The sequence below is a fragment of the Salinicola tamaricis genome, assembly GCF_003006155.1.
In the GTDB taxonomy this organism is placed as follows: Bacteria; Pseudomonadota; Gammaproteobacteria; order Pseudomonadales; family Halomonadaceae; genus Salinicola; species Salinicola tamaricis.
In genome coordinates this window covers 2,276,949-2,293,036 of sequence record NZ_CP023559.1, presented here as the reverse complement: position 1 = coordinate 2,293,036, position 16,088 = coordinate 2,276,949, and the positions used below count along the sequence as shown (strand labels likewise).

General features: G+C 64.7%; 15 protein-coding genes and 1 pseudogene. 12 read left to right on the top strand and 4 right to left on the bottom strand.

What is annotated here, in order from left to right:
* Positions 1-159: 159 nt before the first annotated feature.
* On the bottom strand, positions 160-2,085 hold the full coding sequence (gene dnaG, locus CN538_RS10545) for a DNA primase (protein WP_106419393.1): 1,926 nt from the start codon (positions 2,083-2,085) through the stop codon (positions 160-162).
* A 240-nt stretch (positions 2,086-2,325) separates the two neighbouring features.
* Complete coding sequence (gene rpsU, locus CN538_RS10540; protein ID WP_081919436.1) at positions 2,326-2,541, bottom strand: 30S ribosomal protein S21; 216 nt, start codon at positions 2,539-2,541, stop codon at positions 2,326-2,328.
* A gap of 439 nt (positions 2,542-2,980) precedes the next feature.
* On the opposite strand from rpsU, the gene tsaD reads away from it, so the two are divergent.
* The gene (gene tsaD / locus CN538_RS10535) at positions 2,981-4,009 is read left to right on the top strand and encodes a tRNA (adenosine(37)-N6)-threonylcarbamoyltransferase complex transferase subunit TsaD (protein WP_106419392.1); all 1,029 of its coding nucleotides are present in this window, start codon (positions 2,981-2,983) and stop codon (positions 4,007-4,009) included.
* A 25-nt stretch (positions 4,010-4,034) separates the two neighbouring features.
* On the opposite strand, the gene CN538_RS10530 is transcribed toward tsaD, so the two are convergent.
* Positions 4,035-4,712: a glycerol-3-phosphate acyltransferase gene (locus CN538_RS10530; RefSeq protein ID WP_106419391.1), complete on the bottom strand. Its 678-nt coding sequence runs from the start codon at positions 4,710-4,712 to the stop codon at positions 4,035-4,037.
* A 200-nt stretch (positions 4,713-4,912) separates the two neighbouring features.
* On the opposite strand from CN538_RS10530, the gene folB reads away from it, so the two are divergent.
* The 11 genes from folB (at position 4,913) to CN538_RS10480 (ending at position 15,408) form a co-directional block, all read left to right on the top strand.
* The gene (gene folB / locus CN538_RS10525; protein ID WP_106419390.1) at positions 4,913-5,266 is read left to right on the top strand and encodes a dihydroneopterin aldolase; all 354 of its coding nucleotides are present in this window, start codon (positions 4,913-4,915) and stop codon (positions 5,264-5,266) included.
* Positions 5,266-5,790, top strand: coding sequence for a 2-amino-4-hydroxy-6-hydroxymethyldihydropteridine diphosphokinase (gene folK / locus CN538_RS10520; RefSeq protein ID WP_106419389.1), 525 nt, complete (start codon positions 5,266-5,268; stop codon positions 5,788-5,790). The genes folB and folK overlap by 1 nt, the downstream gene beginning before the upstream one ends.
* Positions 5,791-5,973: 183 nt before the next feature.
* Positions 5,974-7,446 carry an ATP-binding protein gene (locus tag CN538_RS10515; RefSeq protein ID WP_106419388.1) on the top strand — a complete coding sequence of 491 codons (1,473 nt, stop codon included), beginning with the start codon at positions 5,974-5,976 and terminating at the stop codon, positions 7,444-7,446.
* Positions 7,446-8,138: a response regulator gene (locus CN538_RS10510; RefSeq protein WP_106419387.1), complete on the top strand. Its 693-nt coding sequence runs from the start codon at positions 7,446-7,448 to the stop codon at positions 8,136-8,138. The genes CN538_RS10515 and CN538_RS10510 overlap by 1 nt, the downstream gene beginning before the upstream one ends.
* Positions 8,139-8,520: 382 nt before the next feature.
* Positions 8,521-9,411, top strand: coding sequence for a substrate-binding domain-containing protein (locus CN538_RS10505; RefSeq protein ID WP_106419386.1), 891 nt, complete (start codon positions 8,521-8,523; stop codon positions 9,409-9,411).
* Between the two features lie 202 nt (positions 9,412-9,613).
* Positions 9,614-11,125, top strand: coding sequence for a sugar ABC transporter ATP-binding protein (locus CN538_RS10500; protein ID WP_106419385.1), 1,512 nt, complete (start codon positions 9,614-9,616; stop codon positions 11,123-11,125).
* The gene (locus tag CN538_RS10495; RefSeq protein WP_164999574.1) at positions 11,122-12,093 is read left to right on the top strand and encodes an ABC transporter permease; all 972 of its coding nucleotides are present in this window, start codon (positions 11,122-11,124) and stop codon (positions 12,091-12,093) included. The genes CN538_RS10500 and CN538_RS10495 overlap by 4 nt, the downstream gene beginning before the upstream one ends.
* A 2-nt stretch (positions 12,094-12,095) precedes the next feature.
* Positions 12,096-13,046, top strand: coding sequence for a tagatose kinase (locus CN538_RS10490; protein ID WP_106419384.1), 951 nt, complete (start codon positions 12,096-12,098; stop codon positions 13,044-13,046).
* Positions 13,043-13,861 carry a class II D-tagatose-bisphosphate aldolase non-catalytic subunit gene (locus tag CN538_RS24395; RefSeq protein WP_207233463.1) on the top strand — a complete coding sequence of 273 codons (819 nt, stop codon included), beginning with the start codon at positions 13,043-13,045 and terminating at the stop codon, positions 13,859-13,861. The genes CN538_RS10490 and CN538_RS24395 overlap by 4 nt, the downstream gene beginning before the upstream one ends.
* 5 nt (positions 13,862-13,866) lie before the next feature.
* Positions 13,867-14,322 (top strand): class II D-tagatose-bisphosphate aldolase non-catalytic subunit, encoded by a 456-nt coding sequence (locus CN538_RS24390; protein WP_207233749.1) that lies wholly within the window; start codon positions 13,867-13,869, stop codon positions 14,320-14,322.
* Between the two features lie 6 nt (positions 14,323-14,328).
* Positions 14,329-15,408, top strand: a complete 1,080-nt coding sequence (locus CN538_RS10480) for a LacI family DNA-binding transcriptional regulator (protein ID WP_106419383.1) — start codon at positions 14,329-14,331, stop codon at positions 15,406-15,408.
* 247 nt (positions 15,409-15,655) lie between these two features.
* Here CN538_RS10480 and CN538_RS10475 read toward each other — a convergent pair.
* Positions 15,656-16,080: pseudogene (locus CN538_RS10475) on the bottom strand (macro domain-containing protein); the annotation flags it as partial.
* Positions 16,081-16,088 lie beyond the last annotated feature (8 nt).

The following is a 16,088-nucleotide window of genomic DNA, read 5'->3' as shown; positions in this document are numbered from 1 at the left end:
ACCCTATCTGGAGGCTTTCGCCGCCATTTCAACCGCTTCGACGCTCCTGTCGCGGTTCTTCACGCTTCCCTGTCGTATTATCTGTGTCATTTGTACTTTCGGTTGCGGCCCGGGGGCGCGACCTGCCTGCTATATCGACCTGTCTCTCTCGATTTATAGTCATGCCGAGCCGCCAGTGGCGAGCATGCCGATCAGCTCGCGCAGGCGCTGCTTCTCCTCGGCGCTCAGTGCGCCGGGTTGGCGACTCTTCGTCAGCAGCTGCTGGTACTCCTGGGCCGGCGTCAGGCGCTCGCTCTGGCGCTCGAGATGGCGCACCCAGCTGGCCAGCTCGCTGGCCCTGACCTCGCGTGGAATCGCCATCTCGCGCCGCGCCAGCTGGTCCAGCCGCTCGCCCTCGGGCGTACCGTGAAAGTGGGCCAGCAGCACCTGCGGGCTGCGGTAGCGCCCGGCCCGCAGCAGCTTGACCACCTCGCGGCACAGGCGTCCATCGGGCTCTGCCTCGGGGCACCAGTCGAGGCGCTCCGGCAGCGTCTCGGCCAACCCTGGCTCGTGCAGCAGCAGTTGCACGATACGCGCCGGCCAGCTCAGGGACAGCGTAGCAGTTCCGCCACGCGCTGCCGTCAGTCCGCGCCGGGTGCCGGCGCGGCTCTCCCCATACCCGGGTCCATCGCCATGCTCGGCTATCGGCGCCGATCCCGACTCGACCTCGCCGGAGATCGCCATCATCGCTTCGAAGCCGTCGTCTCCGACCTCCGCCGTCGGCCGCGGCGCGGGCGGGGCATGGGTCGCGAACCAGTCACTGAACTGCGAGGTTTCGATGCCGCTACGCGACGAGAGTTCCTTGAGCAGCAGCGACTTCAACACCCCTTCTGGCAGCCGCTTCAGCGCCTCCAGCACGGCGGTGACGAAACGCTCGCGCCCCTCGACCTGCTTGAGATCGTGCCCTTCGGCGGCCTGCTCGAACAAAAACTCGGACAGCGGACTGGCGCAGGTGACTCGATTCTCGAATGCCTCGCGCCCCTCCTGGCGTACCAGGGTATCCGGGTCCTCGCCCTCGGGCAGGAACAGAAAGCGTACCTGGCGGCCGTCGATCATCGACGGCAGGGCCGTGGTCAACGAGCGTCGCGCCGCCTGACGCCCGGCATTGTCGCCGTCGAAGCAGAACACCACCTCATCGACCAGTCGGAACAGCCGCTGCAGGTGGTCCGTAGTGAGCGCGGTACCCAGGGTGGCGCAAGCGTTGCGAATACCGAACTGGGCCAGCGCCACCACGTCCATGTAGCCCTCGACCACCAGCACCCGGGAGAGCTGGCGATTGGCCTGGCGCGCTTCGAAGAGCCCGTAGAGTTCACGCCCCTTGTGGAAGACCGGCGTCTCCGGCGAGTTGAGATACTTGGGCTTGGCGTCGCCCAGCACACGCCCGCCGAAGGCGATGGTGCGCCCCTTCCAGTCACGAATCGGGAACATCACCCGATCGCGGAAACGGTCATAGGTGCGCCCGGTCTCCTCGCGATGGACCAGCAGCCCGTACTCGACCTGCACCGCCTCGCTGATGCCCTGGGCGCTCAGATAGCGCTTGAGCGCCTCCCATTCGTCCTCGGCGTAGCCGATGCCGAAGTCGCGGATCACCTCCTGGCTCAAGCCGCGCCGCTCGAGATAGGCGCGCGCCGTCTTGCCCTGCCCCAGCGCCAGCCGCTCGCGGAAGAAGCGTGACGCGAGTTCGAGCAGATTGACGCCCTCCTCGCGCTTCTGCTGGCGCTTGGCCGCACCCGGGTCTTCCCCGCCCTCGCGCTCCACCTGCATACCGGCGCGGCCGGCCAGCTGCTCCACCGCTTCGGGGAAGCGCAGGTTGTCGAACTCCATCAGAAAACGCAGGGCATTACCGTGCGCACCGCAGCCGAAGCAGTGATAGAACTGCTTGTCATGGCTGACCGTGAAGGAGGGCGAGTTCTCCTGATGAAAGGGGCAGAGACCGCTGTGGTTGCGCCCGCTCTTCTTGAGCTGCACGCGCTCGGAAACGACGTCGACGATATCGGTTCGCGCCAACAGGTCATCGATGAAGCGCTGTGAAATCTGTCCGGCCATGACGTCAAACGCTCTCGTTGCGCCGGCCGCGGGCGCCTGGCGCCGACGGCCACTGTCTCGAGAATGGGACAGTCGAGGAGAGAGGGCTTACCCAGTGACGGCGCACGAGCCGCATCTCGCGGCCGGGCCCGCCGGCTGGGTAAACACCCTCCGGGGGCGAGGAACAAAAACAAACGGCCACCGAGACGGCGGCCGTTTGGGCTATCCCTCTGGAGTGACTTGCATCACCCCCAGTACGGATCAATACAAGCGTTCGAAGCGCTTACGCTCACGCTGGAGCTTCTTGGCGTGACGCTTCACGGCCGCGGCAGCTTTACGCTTGCGCACGGAAGTGGGCTTTTCGTAAGTTTCGCGACGGCGGACTTCAGACAGGATCCCTGCTTTTTCGCAGGAACGTTTGAAGCGACGCAGCGCGACGTCGAACGGCTCGTTATCACGTACTTTGACAGAAGGCATTAAGCACTCACCTACCTTGGGAATTGAGTTCGGTTTGAACGCACGCCCATGATGATCCGAGGGGATTCAGACGGCGCTACGGCTCACCCTGAGGGTGTGCCGCGTCGCAATCCCGGATCCGCCTCTTGCACAATTTCCTACCAGAAAAACCGGTTTGGAGACCGTTCAAGGGGCGTTAGAGCGCACGACCCAGTCCTGCAGAGCAGCGTATTCTAGTGTCCGTCTTCACGCTTTGCAAATGACTTTTCCAGACCGACGCCGGGCGGCTCGAGTGGCTGCCGCCCCACCTCTCTCTACGCCTGTGGCTCCACGCCCGGCCACGTGCGGATACCCGTGTGGCTGCGCTGACACGCTCGCGGGACCATGCAAAGCCCACCGCCAGCGCGTAGAATAGCGCGCCTTGGCATCCCCCTTTTGATTAGCGACGGAACCCTCGACCATGCGCGTGCTGGGCATCGAAACCTCCTGTGACGAAACCGGCGTGGCCCTCTACGACAGCGAGCAGGGTCTGCTGGCGGATGCGCTCTACAGCCAGGTCGCGCTGCACGCGGAGTTCGGCGGCGTGGTGCCGGAGCTCGCCTCCCGCGACCACACCCGCAAGCTGTTGCCACTGATCGATCAGGTACTGGCAGACGCCGGCCTGACCAAGGGCGACATCGACGCCATCGCCTATACCGCCGGCCCGGGGCTGGTCGGTGCACTGATGGTTGGCGCCTGCACCGCCCACGGCATGGCCCGGGCGCTCGCGGTGCCGATCCTCGGCGTGCACCATATGGAGGGGCACCTGCTGGCGCCGATGTTGGAGCCGGAGGCGCCGGACTTTCCGTTCGTGGCGCTGCTGGTCTCCGGCGGCCATACCCAGCTGGTCGATGTGCGCGGGCTGGGCGACTACCGCCTGCTCGGCGAGTCGGTCGACGACGCCGCCGGCGAAGCCTTCGACAAGGTCGCCAAGATGCTCGAGCTACCCTACCCCGGCGGCCCCCAGGTGGCGGCCCTGGCCGAGCAGGGTGACAGCAGCCGTTTCCGCTTCCCGCGCCCGATGACCGACCGCCCGGGGCTCGATTTCAGCTTCTCCGGTCTCAAGACCCACACCCTGACCGCGCTGCGCACCTTGGAGCAGCAAGCGGCGCTGGATGCCCAGGCACGCGCCGATGTCGCCCGCGCCTTCGAGGATGCGGTGGTCGATACCCTGGTGATCAAGTGCCGCCGCGCGCTCGAGGCGAGCGGACGCCAGCGCCTGGTGGTGGCCGGTGGGGTCAGTGCCAACCGCCGGCTGCGCGCAACCCTGGATGCGGCGCTGGCCAAGCGCGGCGCCCGCGCCTATTACCCGCGTGGGCGCTTCTGCACCGACAACGGCGCGATGATCGCCTACGCCGGCGCCCAGCGCCTGCTCGCCGGGCAGCGCAGCGATACCCCCCAGCCGCGGCCGCGCTGGCCGCTGGCCGAGCTGACCCCGCCGCAGCCCTGATTCCCCGCGTCGCCGCAGGGCCCGGCTAGTCGCCGCCGGCCCGCTGGCGTCCCGAGCGGACGTCACGCCGATCTTCGAGCGCGTCCTCCTCGTCGAGCGGGTCGGCCAGCGCCGGCGCGACGGTCTCGCGTCGGCGCTCACGCCAGGTCCGTATATTGAAGGCGTGGCGGATGAGCACCAGGGTCGAGAAGACGCAGATCACCCCGCTCATCGGCGGCACCAGCCAGTAGCTCAGCAGCGGTGCGATCAGCGCCGTGGCCAGCGAGGCTACCGCCGCGGTACGCACCCGCCAGGCGAGCAGGAACCAGCAGCCGGCGCAGATCAGCGCCACCGGGGTAGCCAGCATCAGCAGCACGCCGAAGGCGCTGGCCACCGCCTTGCCGCCGCGGCCGCGATGCCAGACCGGGCAGCTGTGCCCCAGCAGCACGCCCAGCCCCACCAGCCCTTGCGCCCACACCGACAGCGACGCGCTGCCAGCCAGCCACAGCACCGGCATGCCCTTGCCTGCGTCGATCACCAGTGTCGCCAGCGCCGGGCGCCAGCCAAACGCGCGCAGCACGTTGGAGAAGCCGGGGTTGCCGGAGCCGGCCCGGCGCGGGTCGCCCAGGCCCCACAGCCGGCAGACCCAGATCGCCCCCAGCAGCGAGCCGCTGAGATAGCCGGCTGAGGCCAGCGCGATGGTGATGAGCGTGGATGACGGCATCCGCCCTCCGGCAGTGGACGATCGGCTTGGGTCGCGGACGACACGAGCCCTGATTCTGCCACTCTCATGACGTACAATCGACGCTCGCGAGCCCACCACGTGGCCTCCCGGATCGGCGTAGAGCCGCCGGTGAGCCCTCTCAGGCGGCGCGTGGACCGAATCAACCGGATGTGGACCGAACCAGGGTGGAATCAATCAGGATGGATGAAGTACTGATCGAAGGGCTGCGCGTCGAAACCGTCATCGGCGTCTACGAGTGGGAGCGCCACGTGCAGCAGTTACTGGAGCTCGACCTCGAACTCACCACCGACATCCGCGCCGCGGCGCGCGACGACGACCTCACCCACACCCTGGACTACGCGGCTATCTGCGCGCGCCTCACCGCCTATGCCGCCGACAACGCCCATGGTCTGGTCGAGACCTTCGCCGAGCGCGTGGCCCAACTGGTGATCGCCGAGTTCGGCGTGCGCCGCCTGCGCCTGACCGTGCGCAAGCTCGGCGCCGTCGCCAGCGCCCGCGCCGTGGGCGTACGCATCGAGCGCGAGGCCGGCTGATGCCGCTGGCGGTACTCGGACTCGGCAGCAGCATCGAGCGTGAGCGCCATCTGGTCGGCGCCCTGGACGCCCTGGCAGCACTCGCCGATCCGGCGACACTGCGCGTCTCGCGGGTGTTCGAGAGCCCGCCGGTGGGCTTCAACGACCCGCGCGACTTCTACAATCTGGTGGTGGCGTTCGACACCCCGCTCGCGCCCGATGCGCTCAACGCCCGCTGCAAGGCAATCGAGCAGGACCACGGCCGCCCCGCCGGGCCCACCAAGCAGATCGCGCGCACCCTGGACATCGACCTGCTGCTGTGGGGCGAGGCCTGCGGGCGCTACGGCGACACCACCCTGCCGCGGGCGGACATCGCGCGCTACGCCTTCGTGCTGCACCCGCTGGCAGAGCTGCTGCCCGAGCAGCGCCATCCCACCCTGGGCCTCACCTTCGCCGAGCTGTGGGCGCGCTTCGATGCCTGTGCGCAGCCGCACTGGGCGGTCGCCTTCACCTGGCATGGTCGCGAGATATCGGCGCCCGACTGACACGACCGACGCTGGCGTCCGCCCAGATGCACGCCAGCGCCGGACACGTCACAATCATCCTGACGTCCTGACCGCCGCCAGCGACGGCGATCTCCACGATCTTTACCCATTGGCTGGATCGTCGCTGCATCGTGCGGCGGCATACTGACGAGGTCTCCCCGGTTCGTGAAAAAAACCGACCCCATGGCGCTAACCCTCAAAAGCCCGCGCGACTGGCCACGTCTGTCGCGACTCAGCCTCAAACTGTTCGTCATCATCCTGTTGACCAACGTGCTGATCAGCGGCCTCGTCTTCGTCTTCGTCTCGCGCAGCCTCGACCAAGGCTTCGTCAGCTACCTCGAGCGCAGCCAGGCCTCCCGCGCCGAAACCCTGGCCAACGCCCTCGGCGAACAGTGGGCGAGTCGCGGCAGCTGGCGCTGGCTGCGCGACAACCCACGCGCCTGGCAGAGCCTGGTGCGCAGCCAGCTATGGTCGAGTGAGCGCCGCCCGCCCAGCGGCATCGACCGCGAGCTGAGCGATGCCCGCGGCTATGTGCTGCTCGACGAGTTGAGCAACCCGGTGATCGGCGAGCCGCTGCTCGACCCGCCGCCACAGCGCGACCCCAACCTGCCACCGCCGCCAGAGCCGCACTTCGTACCCATCCGCAGCGGCGACAAGACCGTCGGCCAGCTCGGCTACCTGCCGCCGGAGCGGCTGATGGCGCGCATGGACCAGATCTTTCTCGACCGCCAGCAGCGCAACCTGATGATCATCGTCGGCTCGCTGTTCCTGGCCTCGCTGCTGCTCGCCAGCGGGCTGGCCTGGTGGCTGGGGCGCCGCGCCCGCCACATGACCCTAGCCACCCGCCGGCTGACCCTGGGCGACTACAGCGTGCGCCTCTCCGAGCGCGGCCGCGACGAGCTCTCCAGCCTCTCCGCCGACTTCAACCAGCTGGCCGAAACGCTGGAGGCCAACCGCCGTGCGCGCCAGCGCTGGGTGGCCGATATCGCGCATGAGCTGCGCACCCCGCTGGCGGTGCTGCGCGGCGAGATCGAAGCGATGCAGGATGGCGTGCGCGAGCTGAGCGTGGACAACCTGGGCTCGCTGCAGCAGGAAGTGGATCAGCTCGGCCACCTGGTCGAGGACCTGCGTCTGCTGGCCCAGAGCGATGCCGGCGCGCTCGACATGCATCTGATCCCGCTGGACCTCGAGGATTCACTGGTTCAGCGTCTCGAGGACAGCCGCCTGCGCCTGGAGAGTCGCGGCCTGACGCTGACTCTGGAAACCGAGCCCGCGCTGGTGCGCGCCGACAGTCAGCGCCTGCGCCAGCTGTGGGACAACCTGCTCTCCAACACCATCGCCTACACCGACAGCCCCGGCTCGCTGCGGGTCAGCCTGACGTGCCGGGCCCGCCACGCCGAAGTGATCTGGGAGGACACCGCTCCTGGCGTTGCCAAGAGCGACCTGCCGCGGCTCACCGAGCGTCTCTACCGGGTGGAGGGATCGCGCAACCGCCGCAGCGGCGGCAGCGGCCTGGGACTGTCGATCGCCAGCGCCCTGATCGAGGCCCAGGGCGGCACCCTGGTACCCTCGCGCTCGCCCTTGGGCGGGCTGCGCTGGACCCTATCCTTTCCGCTGGAGATGGCAACGACGCCATTCGACAAGGAGCCGGCTTGATGAACGACACCATTCTGATCGTCGAGGACGAACCCAAGATCGCGCGGCTGATCGCCGACTACCTCTCCAAGAGCGGCTACGCCTCGGATCATATCGACCACGGCGACGCGGTGATGGAGTGGCTCGCCGAGCAGACGCCGATGCTGGTCCTGCTCGATCTGATGCTGCCCGGCACCGACGGCCTCACCCTGTGCCGGCAGATCCGCGAGCGCTACCCGGCGCTGCCGGTGATCATGCTCACCGCCCGGGTCGAGGAGGTCGACCGCCTGCTGGGGCTGGAGCTGGGCGCGGACGACTATATCTGCAAGCCGTTCAGCCCGCGCGAGGTGGTCGCCCGGGTCAAGGCGGTGCTGCGCCGCACCCACGGCGCGGCAGGCGCCGAGATGGAGCTGGCCGAGGAGGAGCGCCTGCTGCTCGACGAAGATGGCTGGCGCGCCCTGGCCGGTGGCCAGGACCTGGGCCTGACCGCGGTCGAATTCCAGCTGCTCAAGGTGATGATGCAGAGCCCCGGGCGAATCTTCTCCCGCGATCAGTTGATGGATCACATGTACCGCGACCACCGCATCGTCTCCGAGCGTACCGTCGACAGTCACGTCAAGAAACTGCGGCGCAAGATCGCCGACATCTGGCCGGAGCGCGACATCATCCGCTCGGTCTACGGCGTCGGCTACAAGTACCAGCCGGAGGAGTGAGGCCAAGACACCCACGTTGACCCAGACCGTCTCGACCCTCGACCCACACTCTCGAGGGAGCGAGCTTGCGCGCGAATTACCGAGCCACTGGGTCCATCGGTAGCTCACCTTCGACACGGTGAATCAAAGCGTCTTCTCTCTTCGTGCTGCACCATGCCCATCGCCGGTCCGACCGGGGCGATGCTGTTGACCACACACCGTCTTCGACACAGGAATTTCTCGCTCGAGACTTATCGCCGCGCTTACACGTCGGAAAGCCGCAAGACCAAAGTCGTGTAGCGAAATTTTACACGTGTATATAAATTACTTTTCACGAGACTATCGATTATTGCATCCACAGCTATCCCTATGCGCATCGACCACACTCCACGGGAGCCACGCCATGAGCCTTCTTCGCAATACGCTTGCCACTGTTCTCACCGCCGCGCTGACGCTGGGCGCCTCGGTCAGCTGGGCTGAGGGTATCGGTGCCTCGTTGCTGACGCAGCAACACCCTTTCTATATTCAGCTTGCTGAAGCCATGCAGCAGGAAGCCGCCTCCAGTGACGTGTCTCTCGATATCTCGATCGCTAACCAGGATCTGAGCAAACAGCTTGCCGACGTCGAAGACTTCATCGTCAGGGGCATCGATGTGCTGATCATTTCACCGGTGGATAGCCAAGGGGTGCTCCCGGCGATCATGAAGGCCCACCAGGCGGGCATTAAGGTCATCACGGTAGATGTGCCCGCCAAGGGCGTGGAAGTCACATCCCATATCGGTACCGACAACTTCACCGGTGGACAGCGAGCCGCCGAGTTGATGGGCAAGGTACTGGATGGCAAAGGTCAGGTGGCCATCATCGACTATCCCACCGTGCAATCCGTCGTGTCTCGCATCGAAGGCTTCAAGGACGGCCTCGAGGCGTATCCGGATATCGAGATCGTTTCCCAGCAGACCGGCATTACCCGCGCGGAGGCCCTCGCCGTCTCCCAGAACATGTTGCAGGCCAATCCCGACATCGACGGCATCTTCGGCTTCGGTGACGATGCCGCACTCGCGGCCAGCGTCGCCGTGCAGGCAGCCAATCTGCAAGACCAGGTCAAGGTCATCGGTTTCGACGGCATGCAGGAAGCGCGCGAGGCGGTGGACAGCAATCCGGTGATGGTCGGCGTGATCCAGCAGTATCCGGATGAAATCGGCCGTCAGGCTGTGCAGACCGCCGTCAAGATCATGAAAGGGGAAACGGTGCCAGCTGAGCAGCCTATCGTGCCCGGAGTCTATACCGCCAAGTAACGCCCATTCTTACCTAGGCTCTGTACGAAAACTGTCTGCGCTCGGCAATACCGCGTTAAAAATCGGCTCAAAATGCTCATTTACACCCCGTAAACTCCGCTTTTTCGCCAATTTTTTCCTTGTCTTGCCTTCGCTCGCCGACTTTTCGTACAAACCCTAGTGATGGCCATCTCGGTGGCCTCGTCGACTCCAAGAGTTAGTCATGTCAAGTACCCAGCAATTTCCGGTCCTTCGTCTGCGCCAAGTTGCCAAGCATTTTGGGCCTGTGACCGCCTTGAAGTGCATGGACCTGCAGGTCGAGCGGGGACGTGTACACACGCTACTTGGAGAAAATGGGGCGGGAAAATCCACCCTGATGAAAATTCTCGCTGGCGTTCATCCATTGAGCGCCGGTGAGATGTGGCTAAGGGGCGAACCCTATTCGCCTGCCACGCCTCAGGAAGCCGCACGCCGCGGGCTCGCCATCGTCTTTCAAGAACTGAGCCTGTGTAACAATCTGAGCGTCGCCGAAAACATCCTGGCGACTCGGGAACCCTCGCGACTGGGCTGGATTTCCGATGCCAAGCTGATAGCCAAGGCCAAAGCCCTGGTGGATGACCTCGGCCTGCCCATTAACGTTCACGCAAAGGTCGGCGACTTGTCCATGGCCCAGCGCCAGTTGGTCGAGATCGCCAAGGGACTGAGTCATGACGCGGATGTGGTGATCCTCGACGAACCCACCTCATCGCTGAGCGACTCCGAGGCGGAGATTCTGTTTCGCATCATTGGCCGGCTTACCGAGCGTGGCAAGGCAGTCATCTACATCTCCCATCGCATGGAAGAAGTCATGCGCCTCTCCGACGACATCACCGTCATCCGTGACGGTGAGTACGTTACGACGCTGAAGAGAGACGAGACGACGGTCGCCGAACTGATCTCGCTGATGGTCGGCCGTTCCATGGAAAGCATGTTTCCGCCCCGCCTGGCCGAGCAGCAGGAAAGCGCCACGACGCCCCTATTCTCGGTAGAGGGGCTCACGCGTCCCGGCGAGTTCAGCGATATCTCTTTCGACGTCGGTGCCGGCGAGATTCTCGGTTTTTTCGGACTGATCGGCTCCGGTCGTTCCGAAATCATGAACGCCCTATTCGGCATGCGTAGCGCGGCCGGACAGATTCGCCTGGCCGGTGAGATCGTAAAGCTGTCCGATGCCACCGATGCGATCAAAAAGGGACTTGGATTCGTCACCGAGAATCGCAAGGAGCAAGGGCTGGTGCTGAACCAGACCGTACGCGCCAATATCACCATGGCCTCGTTATCAACGATATCCGCCGGTGGGCTCCTGCAAAGTGCCAAGGAAAGACGCCAGGCCAGCGATGAAGCAAAACGCCTGGGGGTGCGCACTCACTCCATCGAAACGCCGGTCGGCACGCTCTCCGGTGGCAACCAGCAGAAGGTGGTTCTGGCCAAGTGGCTGGCCACTCGACCACGGGTTTTGATGCTCGACGAGCCAACCCGCGGCGTCGATGTGGGCGCAAAGTTCGAAATCTATCGACTCATTCGTCAACTCGCTGCCGAAGGCACGGCGATCATCATGGTGTCCTCGGAACTTCCCGAAATACTCGGCATGGCCGACCGTATTGCGATCATGGCCGAAGGCCAGCTCGCTGCCATCTTGCCTGTTGCCGAATCCACCCCTGAACGAGTCATGGCCCACGCGACAGGACAGCACGCATGAATATGCCCACGTTTTCACCCGCCAATCAGCAACGCCTGAAGTCCACGCTACGACAGTACGGCGGTATCTTCCTCTCGCTGATCGCGCTGTGCGTCTTCTTCTCGCTGACCAACGAGCGCTTCCTATCGCTCGCCAACTTCATGAATATCCTGCAGCAGGTCGCCGTCATCGCCGTACTGGCTTTTGGCATGACCTGGGTCATCCTGCTGGGCGATATCGATCTATCGGTCGGCTCCATGCTGGCGGTCGCTGGCATGGTCGGCGCCCAGATCATCGGACTCGGCTGGGGTTTCGTCCCCGCGGTGGCCATTACCTTGCTCGCCGGCGCCTTGATGGGGCTGATCAATGGCCTGCTGACCGCCAAGCTGATGCTGCCCGCCTTTATCGTGACGGTCGCCACCATGAGCATCTATCGCGGCATGGTCAGTCTCCCGACCAATGGCGCCCCGGCGATGTTGACCGATCCCACCTGGACGGCCATTGGCACCGGTAGCGTGGCAGGCGTGCCGATCATCATCTGGATCGTGGTGGGGTTGTTCATCCTCAATCATCTGCTGCTGGCGCACACCACCTTCGGCCGGCGTACTTATCTCACCGGCGGCAACCGCGAAGCGGCCATCTATTCAGGCATCAAAGTCGACCGGCTGAAGATCTCCATCTTCACGATCTCCGGCCTGATGGCAGCGGTAGCCGGCATCATGATGTCATCGCGTTTGTATTCCGCGCAGACCAATGCCGGCATGAGCTACGAGCTGGATGCCATCGCCGCGGCCGTGCTGGGAGGCACCAGCCTAGCGGGCGGGGTCGGTACCATGGTCGGCACGTTGATCGGCGCCCTGATCATCGGCGCACTCAATAACGGCATGAACATGCTCTCGGTGCCCTACTTCTATCAGCTCATCGTCAAGGGACTGGTGATTCTGGTGGCCGTGTGGCTCGACGTCCGCGCCAAGCGTCAGAAGGGGTAACCATGACCAAGAAGATACTGACCATCGGTGAGGTTCTGGTGGAATTCGTGGCGATGACTCAGGGCGAGGGCTTTGGCGAAACGCAGCCTTTGACGGGGCCCTACCCGTCCGGTGCGCCGGCCATCTTCATCGATCAGGTGGGCCGCATGGGTCAGGCCTGCGCCATACTTGGCCGCGTCGGCAATGATGACTTCGGCCATCTGACCATTGATCGTCTGCGCGACGACGGCGTCGACGTCAATGGCATCGAGATCGCACCCGGCGAGGTCACCGGCTGCGCCTTCGTGCGCTACCGCCCCGATGGCAGCCGGCGCTTCGTCTTCACCTTGGCGCAAAGTGCTGCCGCCCGACTCCCCGCCACGGCGCACAGCGACATCCTGATCGAAAGCTGCGATCACCTGCATATCATGGGGACCGCGCTGACCATCCCCGACATGGCGGCGCTGGCGAGATCGGCCGTGCAGCGCATCAAGTCGCGAGGCGGCAGTCTGAGCTTCGATCCCAACCTGAGGGCCGAAATGCTCGACACCCCTGGCCTGCGAGAAGAGCTCGCCTACATGCTGACCCAGACCGATCTGTTTCTGCCCTCCGGCGACGAAATCTTTCTGTTCTCCGACGCCACCACGGAACAGGACGCCGTTGACGATCTGCTTGGCCGCGGCATCAGTGACATCGTCGTCAAGCGAGGCAGCCAGGGCGCCAGCCACTACTGCCGTGACGGGCGCACGGATGTAGCGCCACTATCGGTGGAAGAACTCGATCCAACCGGCGCGGGCGACTGCTTCGGCGGGGCCTTCGTGGCTCTTTGGCTCAATGGTGCCGCACCGGATATCGCCCTGCGCTACGCCAATGCGGCCGGCGCCCACTCGGTGACCCACCTTGGCCCGATGGAAGGCGCGGCCACCAAACATCAGCTCGACAGGCTACTCGCTGCACAGGAGATCAACGCATGACCGCCCCCTCGATTCGAGATCTCGCCGACTGGCGCAAGCAGGCAGGCCCCTCCGGTATTCCATCGGTATGTTCAGCGCACCCACTGGTGCTGGAAGCAGCCATGCAGGCCACGCTACCCACTAGCCTGCCGCTACTGATCGAGGCGACTTGCAACCAGGTGAACCAGGACGGGGGCTATACTGGCATGACGCCCAGTGACTTCCGTGCCATGGTGGAGGGCATCGCTGAGCGGGCGAGCTTTCCCCGCGAAAGAATCATTCTCGGCGGCGACCATCTTGGGCCCAATCCCTGGAAGGCGTTCGATGCCGAAATCGCGATGGACAAGGCCGAGACGATGATTCGCGCCTACGCCGCCGCGGGCTTCACCAAGTTGCACCTCGACTGCTCCATGGGCTGCGCTGGTGAACCGATCGCCCTGGACGATGCGGAGACCGCCGCACGCGCAGCGCGCCTGGCCAAGGCCGCCGAAGAGGCGTGCATCGGCTCAAGCCAGCCTCCGGTCTACGTCATCGGTACCGAAGTGCCCGTGCCGGGTGGCGCCCTGGAGGCTATCGAGGGGCTAGAGGTCACGCACCCCGCCGCCGTACGTGAAACCGTCGACGTGCATCGCCGGGCTTTCCTGGAAGCGGGCCTGGAAGATGCCTTCAAACGCGTCATCGCGGCCGTGGTTCAGCCCGGTGTCGAATTCGGCAACCACAATGTGGTCGTCTACGATTCCCGTGAGGCCCGAGCACTTAGCCAGACCCTCGATGATCTGCCAGGGCTGGTCTTTGAAGCCCACTCCACTACGACTACCAGCCGCCTTCGGCGCTAGGCGCGCTGGTCGATGACGGCTTCGCCATCCTGAAGGTCGGGCCTGGCCTGACCTTCGCCCTGCGCGAGGCGCTGTACGGTCTCGATATGATCGCCGCCGAACTCTATCCCGATTCATCGCGACGAAGCCTGCGCGACACCATGGAAGCCGTGATGCGCTCCTCGCCAGACAACTGGCAGAAGTACTATGCAGGCTCCGAGCACGAGCAGGCGCTATTGCGCCACTTTTCCTACAGTGACCGCATTCGTTATTACTGGCCGGAAGCGGCTGCCAGTGCTGCCGTGGATGCACTTTTACAACAGCTTGACGGCGTCGATATCCCCGAACCGCTGATCGCTCAATATCTCGGCGGACTACTGGTAAAAGTTCGCAACCAGTCGGTAGCGCCACGTGGCAGGGAACTACTTCTCGCCGCCATCGGTCACGTCATGCAAGACTATATCGATGCCTGCCAGGGATGACGCAACGTGGACGACGGGAAGACGCAACAGGACGGCCAGGCAGCAATGAGCAGCGATGGCGCCGGTGATATTCGTACCATGGAGGAGTTTTCAGCCTTCGTCGGTTTATCGCGCCCTACCGTATCGAAGTACTTCAATGCGCCGGACAGTGTGCGCCCCGCTACGCGTCAGCGGATAGAGACGGCCATTGAAGCATCGGGCTTCACGCCCAACTTGTTCGCGACCAACCTGAAGAGAACCCGCACCCGCGTGCTGGGCATCATCGTGCCCAGTGCCACCGATCCCTTCTATATGGAGCTGGTGCGACAGCTGGAAATGCACGCATCCCGAGCGGGGTACGTGCTGTTCATGCTCTCCTCCAATGGAAACGCAGAGCGTGAGACCGAGGCCATCGCGCGGCTGGAGTCGATGAGTATTGCGGGCGCGATCGTGGTTCCTCTGGGAACCCAGGGGCCCAGCGCGCGGCTGGCCAATTTGGAGCGCCGTAGCTCTATCGTTTATGTCGATTGCGCGCCAGACGCCAATACGCCCTTTGTCGGAACCGACAATGCACAAAGTATCGGCCTGATGGTCGAGTACTTGTGTCGCTCGGGAGAACCTCCTTGCTTTCTGCCGATGCCCCCCATCAATCGCAATGCTCAAGCTCGCCTCGCTGCCTATGAGGAGGCGATGGCGCAAGTCCACGAAAGCCCACGAGTGCTCGCGTTACCCAAATGCCTCGATTGGGACTTTGAGCGCTACGGTCATGAACAGACCTGCCATGCGCTAAAGGCCGGTCTACCTACGCGGACCATTTTATGTGCCAATGATCGTATCGCTCTCGGCGCACTGCTTGCTGCCTGGCAGGCAAACCTGCCCGTCGGCCGTACCGCACACGCGCAACTGCGCATCGCCGGTCACGATGACCATCCATTTGCCCGCTACTCGGGCCCGCCTTTGACTACCGTTTCGCAGGATGTCCAAGGCATCGCGCAGCGAGCCATGTCCGCGCTACTAACACAGCTCGGCGAGCCCGCGGGTACGGATGCGTCCACGCCCAAAGCGACCCTTTTCGCTGGCCAACTCGTCCTGCGTGACTCTGCCTGATCTTCACGCGTGGTGTCGAAGATGGCAGTCATATCAAACGCCGACCTGTCCTGCTCCCACACAGTGGGTGCCTGATCTAGCGCTGCGCCGCCTGCACAAAGGTCTGGGCGTCCGCTGCGGAGAAGAACATCAAGGTGACCTCGAGCGCCGGCAGTTGGGGTAGACGCTCGCGTATCACGTCAGCGACCACCCTCGCCGCCTCGGCGCTCGGGTAGCCGTAGACCCCGGTGGAGATGGCGGGAAAGGCCAGCCGCGTGAAGCCCCGTTCATCACCAGCGCCAGGGCGTTGCGGTAGCAGGCGCGAGCTGCCCGCGCGGGTCGTCGGACTCGGCATACACCGGCCCCGGTATGGATGACGTAGCGCGCCGGTAGCCGAAAGCCGGGGGTCAGCGCCACCTGACCCACCGGCAGGCCATCCGGCCAGTCGTGCTGACGCAGGGCGCGGCACGCCTCGAGCAGCTGCGGCCCCGCCGCACGATGGATCGCGCCATCGACGCCACCGCCCCCCAGCAGGCTGCAGTTGGCCGCATTGACGATGGCATCGCCGTCGAAACGGGTGATATCGCCCTCGGCGACCGTGAGGCCAACCCTGGCGGTAGTGAATCTGCATCGCGACCTCCTCTGAAGGCTGTCGCCCACTCTAGTTCCGCCACCGGCGGCGGCGAACGCCATCGCGAGTC

Coding starts and splice junctions, on each gene's coding strand:
- folK (WP_106419389.1), top strand. CDS start 5,266: ATGCCGCTGGCGGTACTCGGACTCGGCAGCAGCATCGAGCGTGAGCGC.
- CN538_RS10505 (WP_106419386.1), top strand. CDS start 8,521: ATGAGCCTTCTTCGCAATACGCTTGCCACTGTTCTCACCGCCGCGCTG.
- CN538_RS10495 (WP_164999574.1), top strand. CDS start 11,122: ATGAATATGCCCACGTTTTCACCCGCCAATCAGCAACGCCTGAAGTCC.
- CN538_RS10510 (WP_106419387.1), top strand. CDS start 7,446: ATGAACGACACCATTCTGATCGTCGAGGACGAACCCAAGATCGCGCGG.
- CN538_RS10500 (WP_106419385.1), top strand. CDS start 9,614: ATGTCAAGTACCCAGCAATTTCCGGTCCTTCGTCTGCGCCAAGTTGCC.
- CN538_RS10530 (WP_106419391.1), bottom strand. CDS start 4,712: ATGCCGTCATCCACGCTCATCACCATCGCGCTGGCCTCAGCCGGCTAT.
- tsaD (WP_106419392.1), top strand. CDS start 2,981: ATGCGCGTGCTGGGCATCGAAACCTCCTGTGACGAAACCGGCGTGGCC.
- CN538_RS10490 (WP_106419384.1), top strand. CDS start 12,096: ATGACCAAGAAGATACTGACCATCGGTGAGGTTCTGGTGGAATTCGTG.
- CN538_RS10515 (WP_106419388.1), top strand. CDS start 5,974: ATGGCGCTAACCCTCAAAAGCCCGCGCGACTGGCCACGTCTGTCGCGA.
- folB (WP_106419390.1), top strand. CDS start 4,913: ATGGATGAAGTACTGATCGAAGGGCTGCGCGTCGAAACCGTCATCGGC.
- dnaG (WP_106419393.1), bottom strand. CDS start 2,085: ATGGCCGGACAGATTTCACAGCGCTTCATCGATGACCTGTTGGCGCGA.
- CN538_RS24395 (WP_207233463.1), top strand. CDS start 13,043: ATGACCGCCCCCTCGATTCGAGATCTCGCCGACTGGCGCAAGCAGGCA.
- rpsU (WP_081919436.1), bottom strand. CDS start 2,541: ATGCCTTCTGTCAAAGTACGTGATAACGAGCCGTTCGACGTCGCGCTG.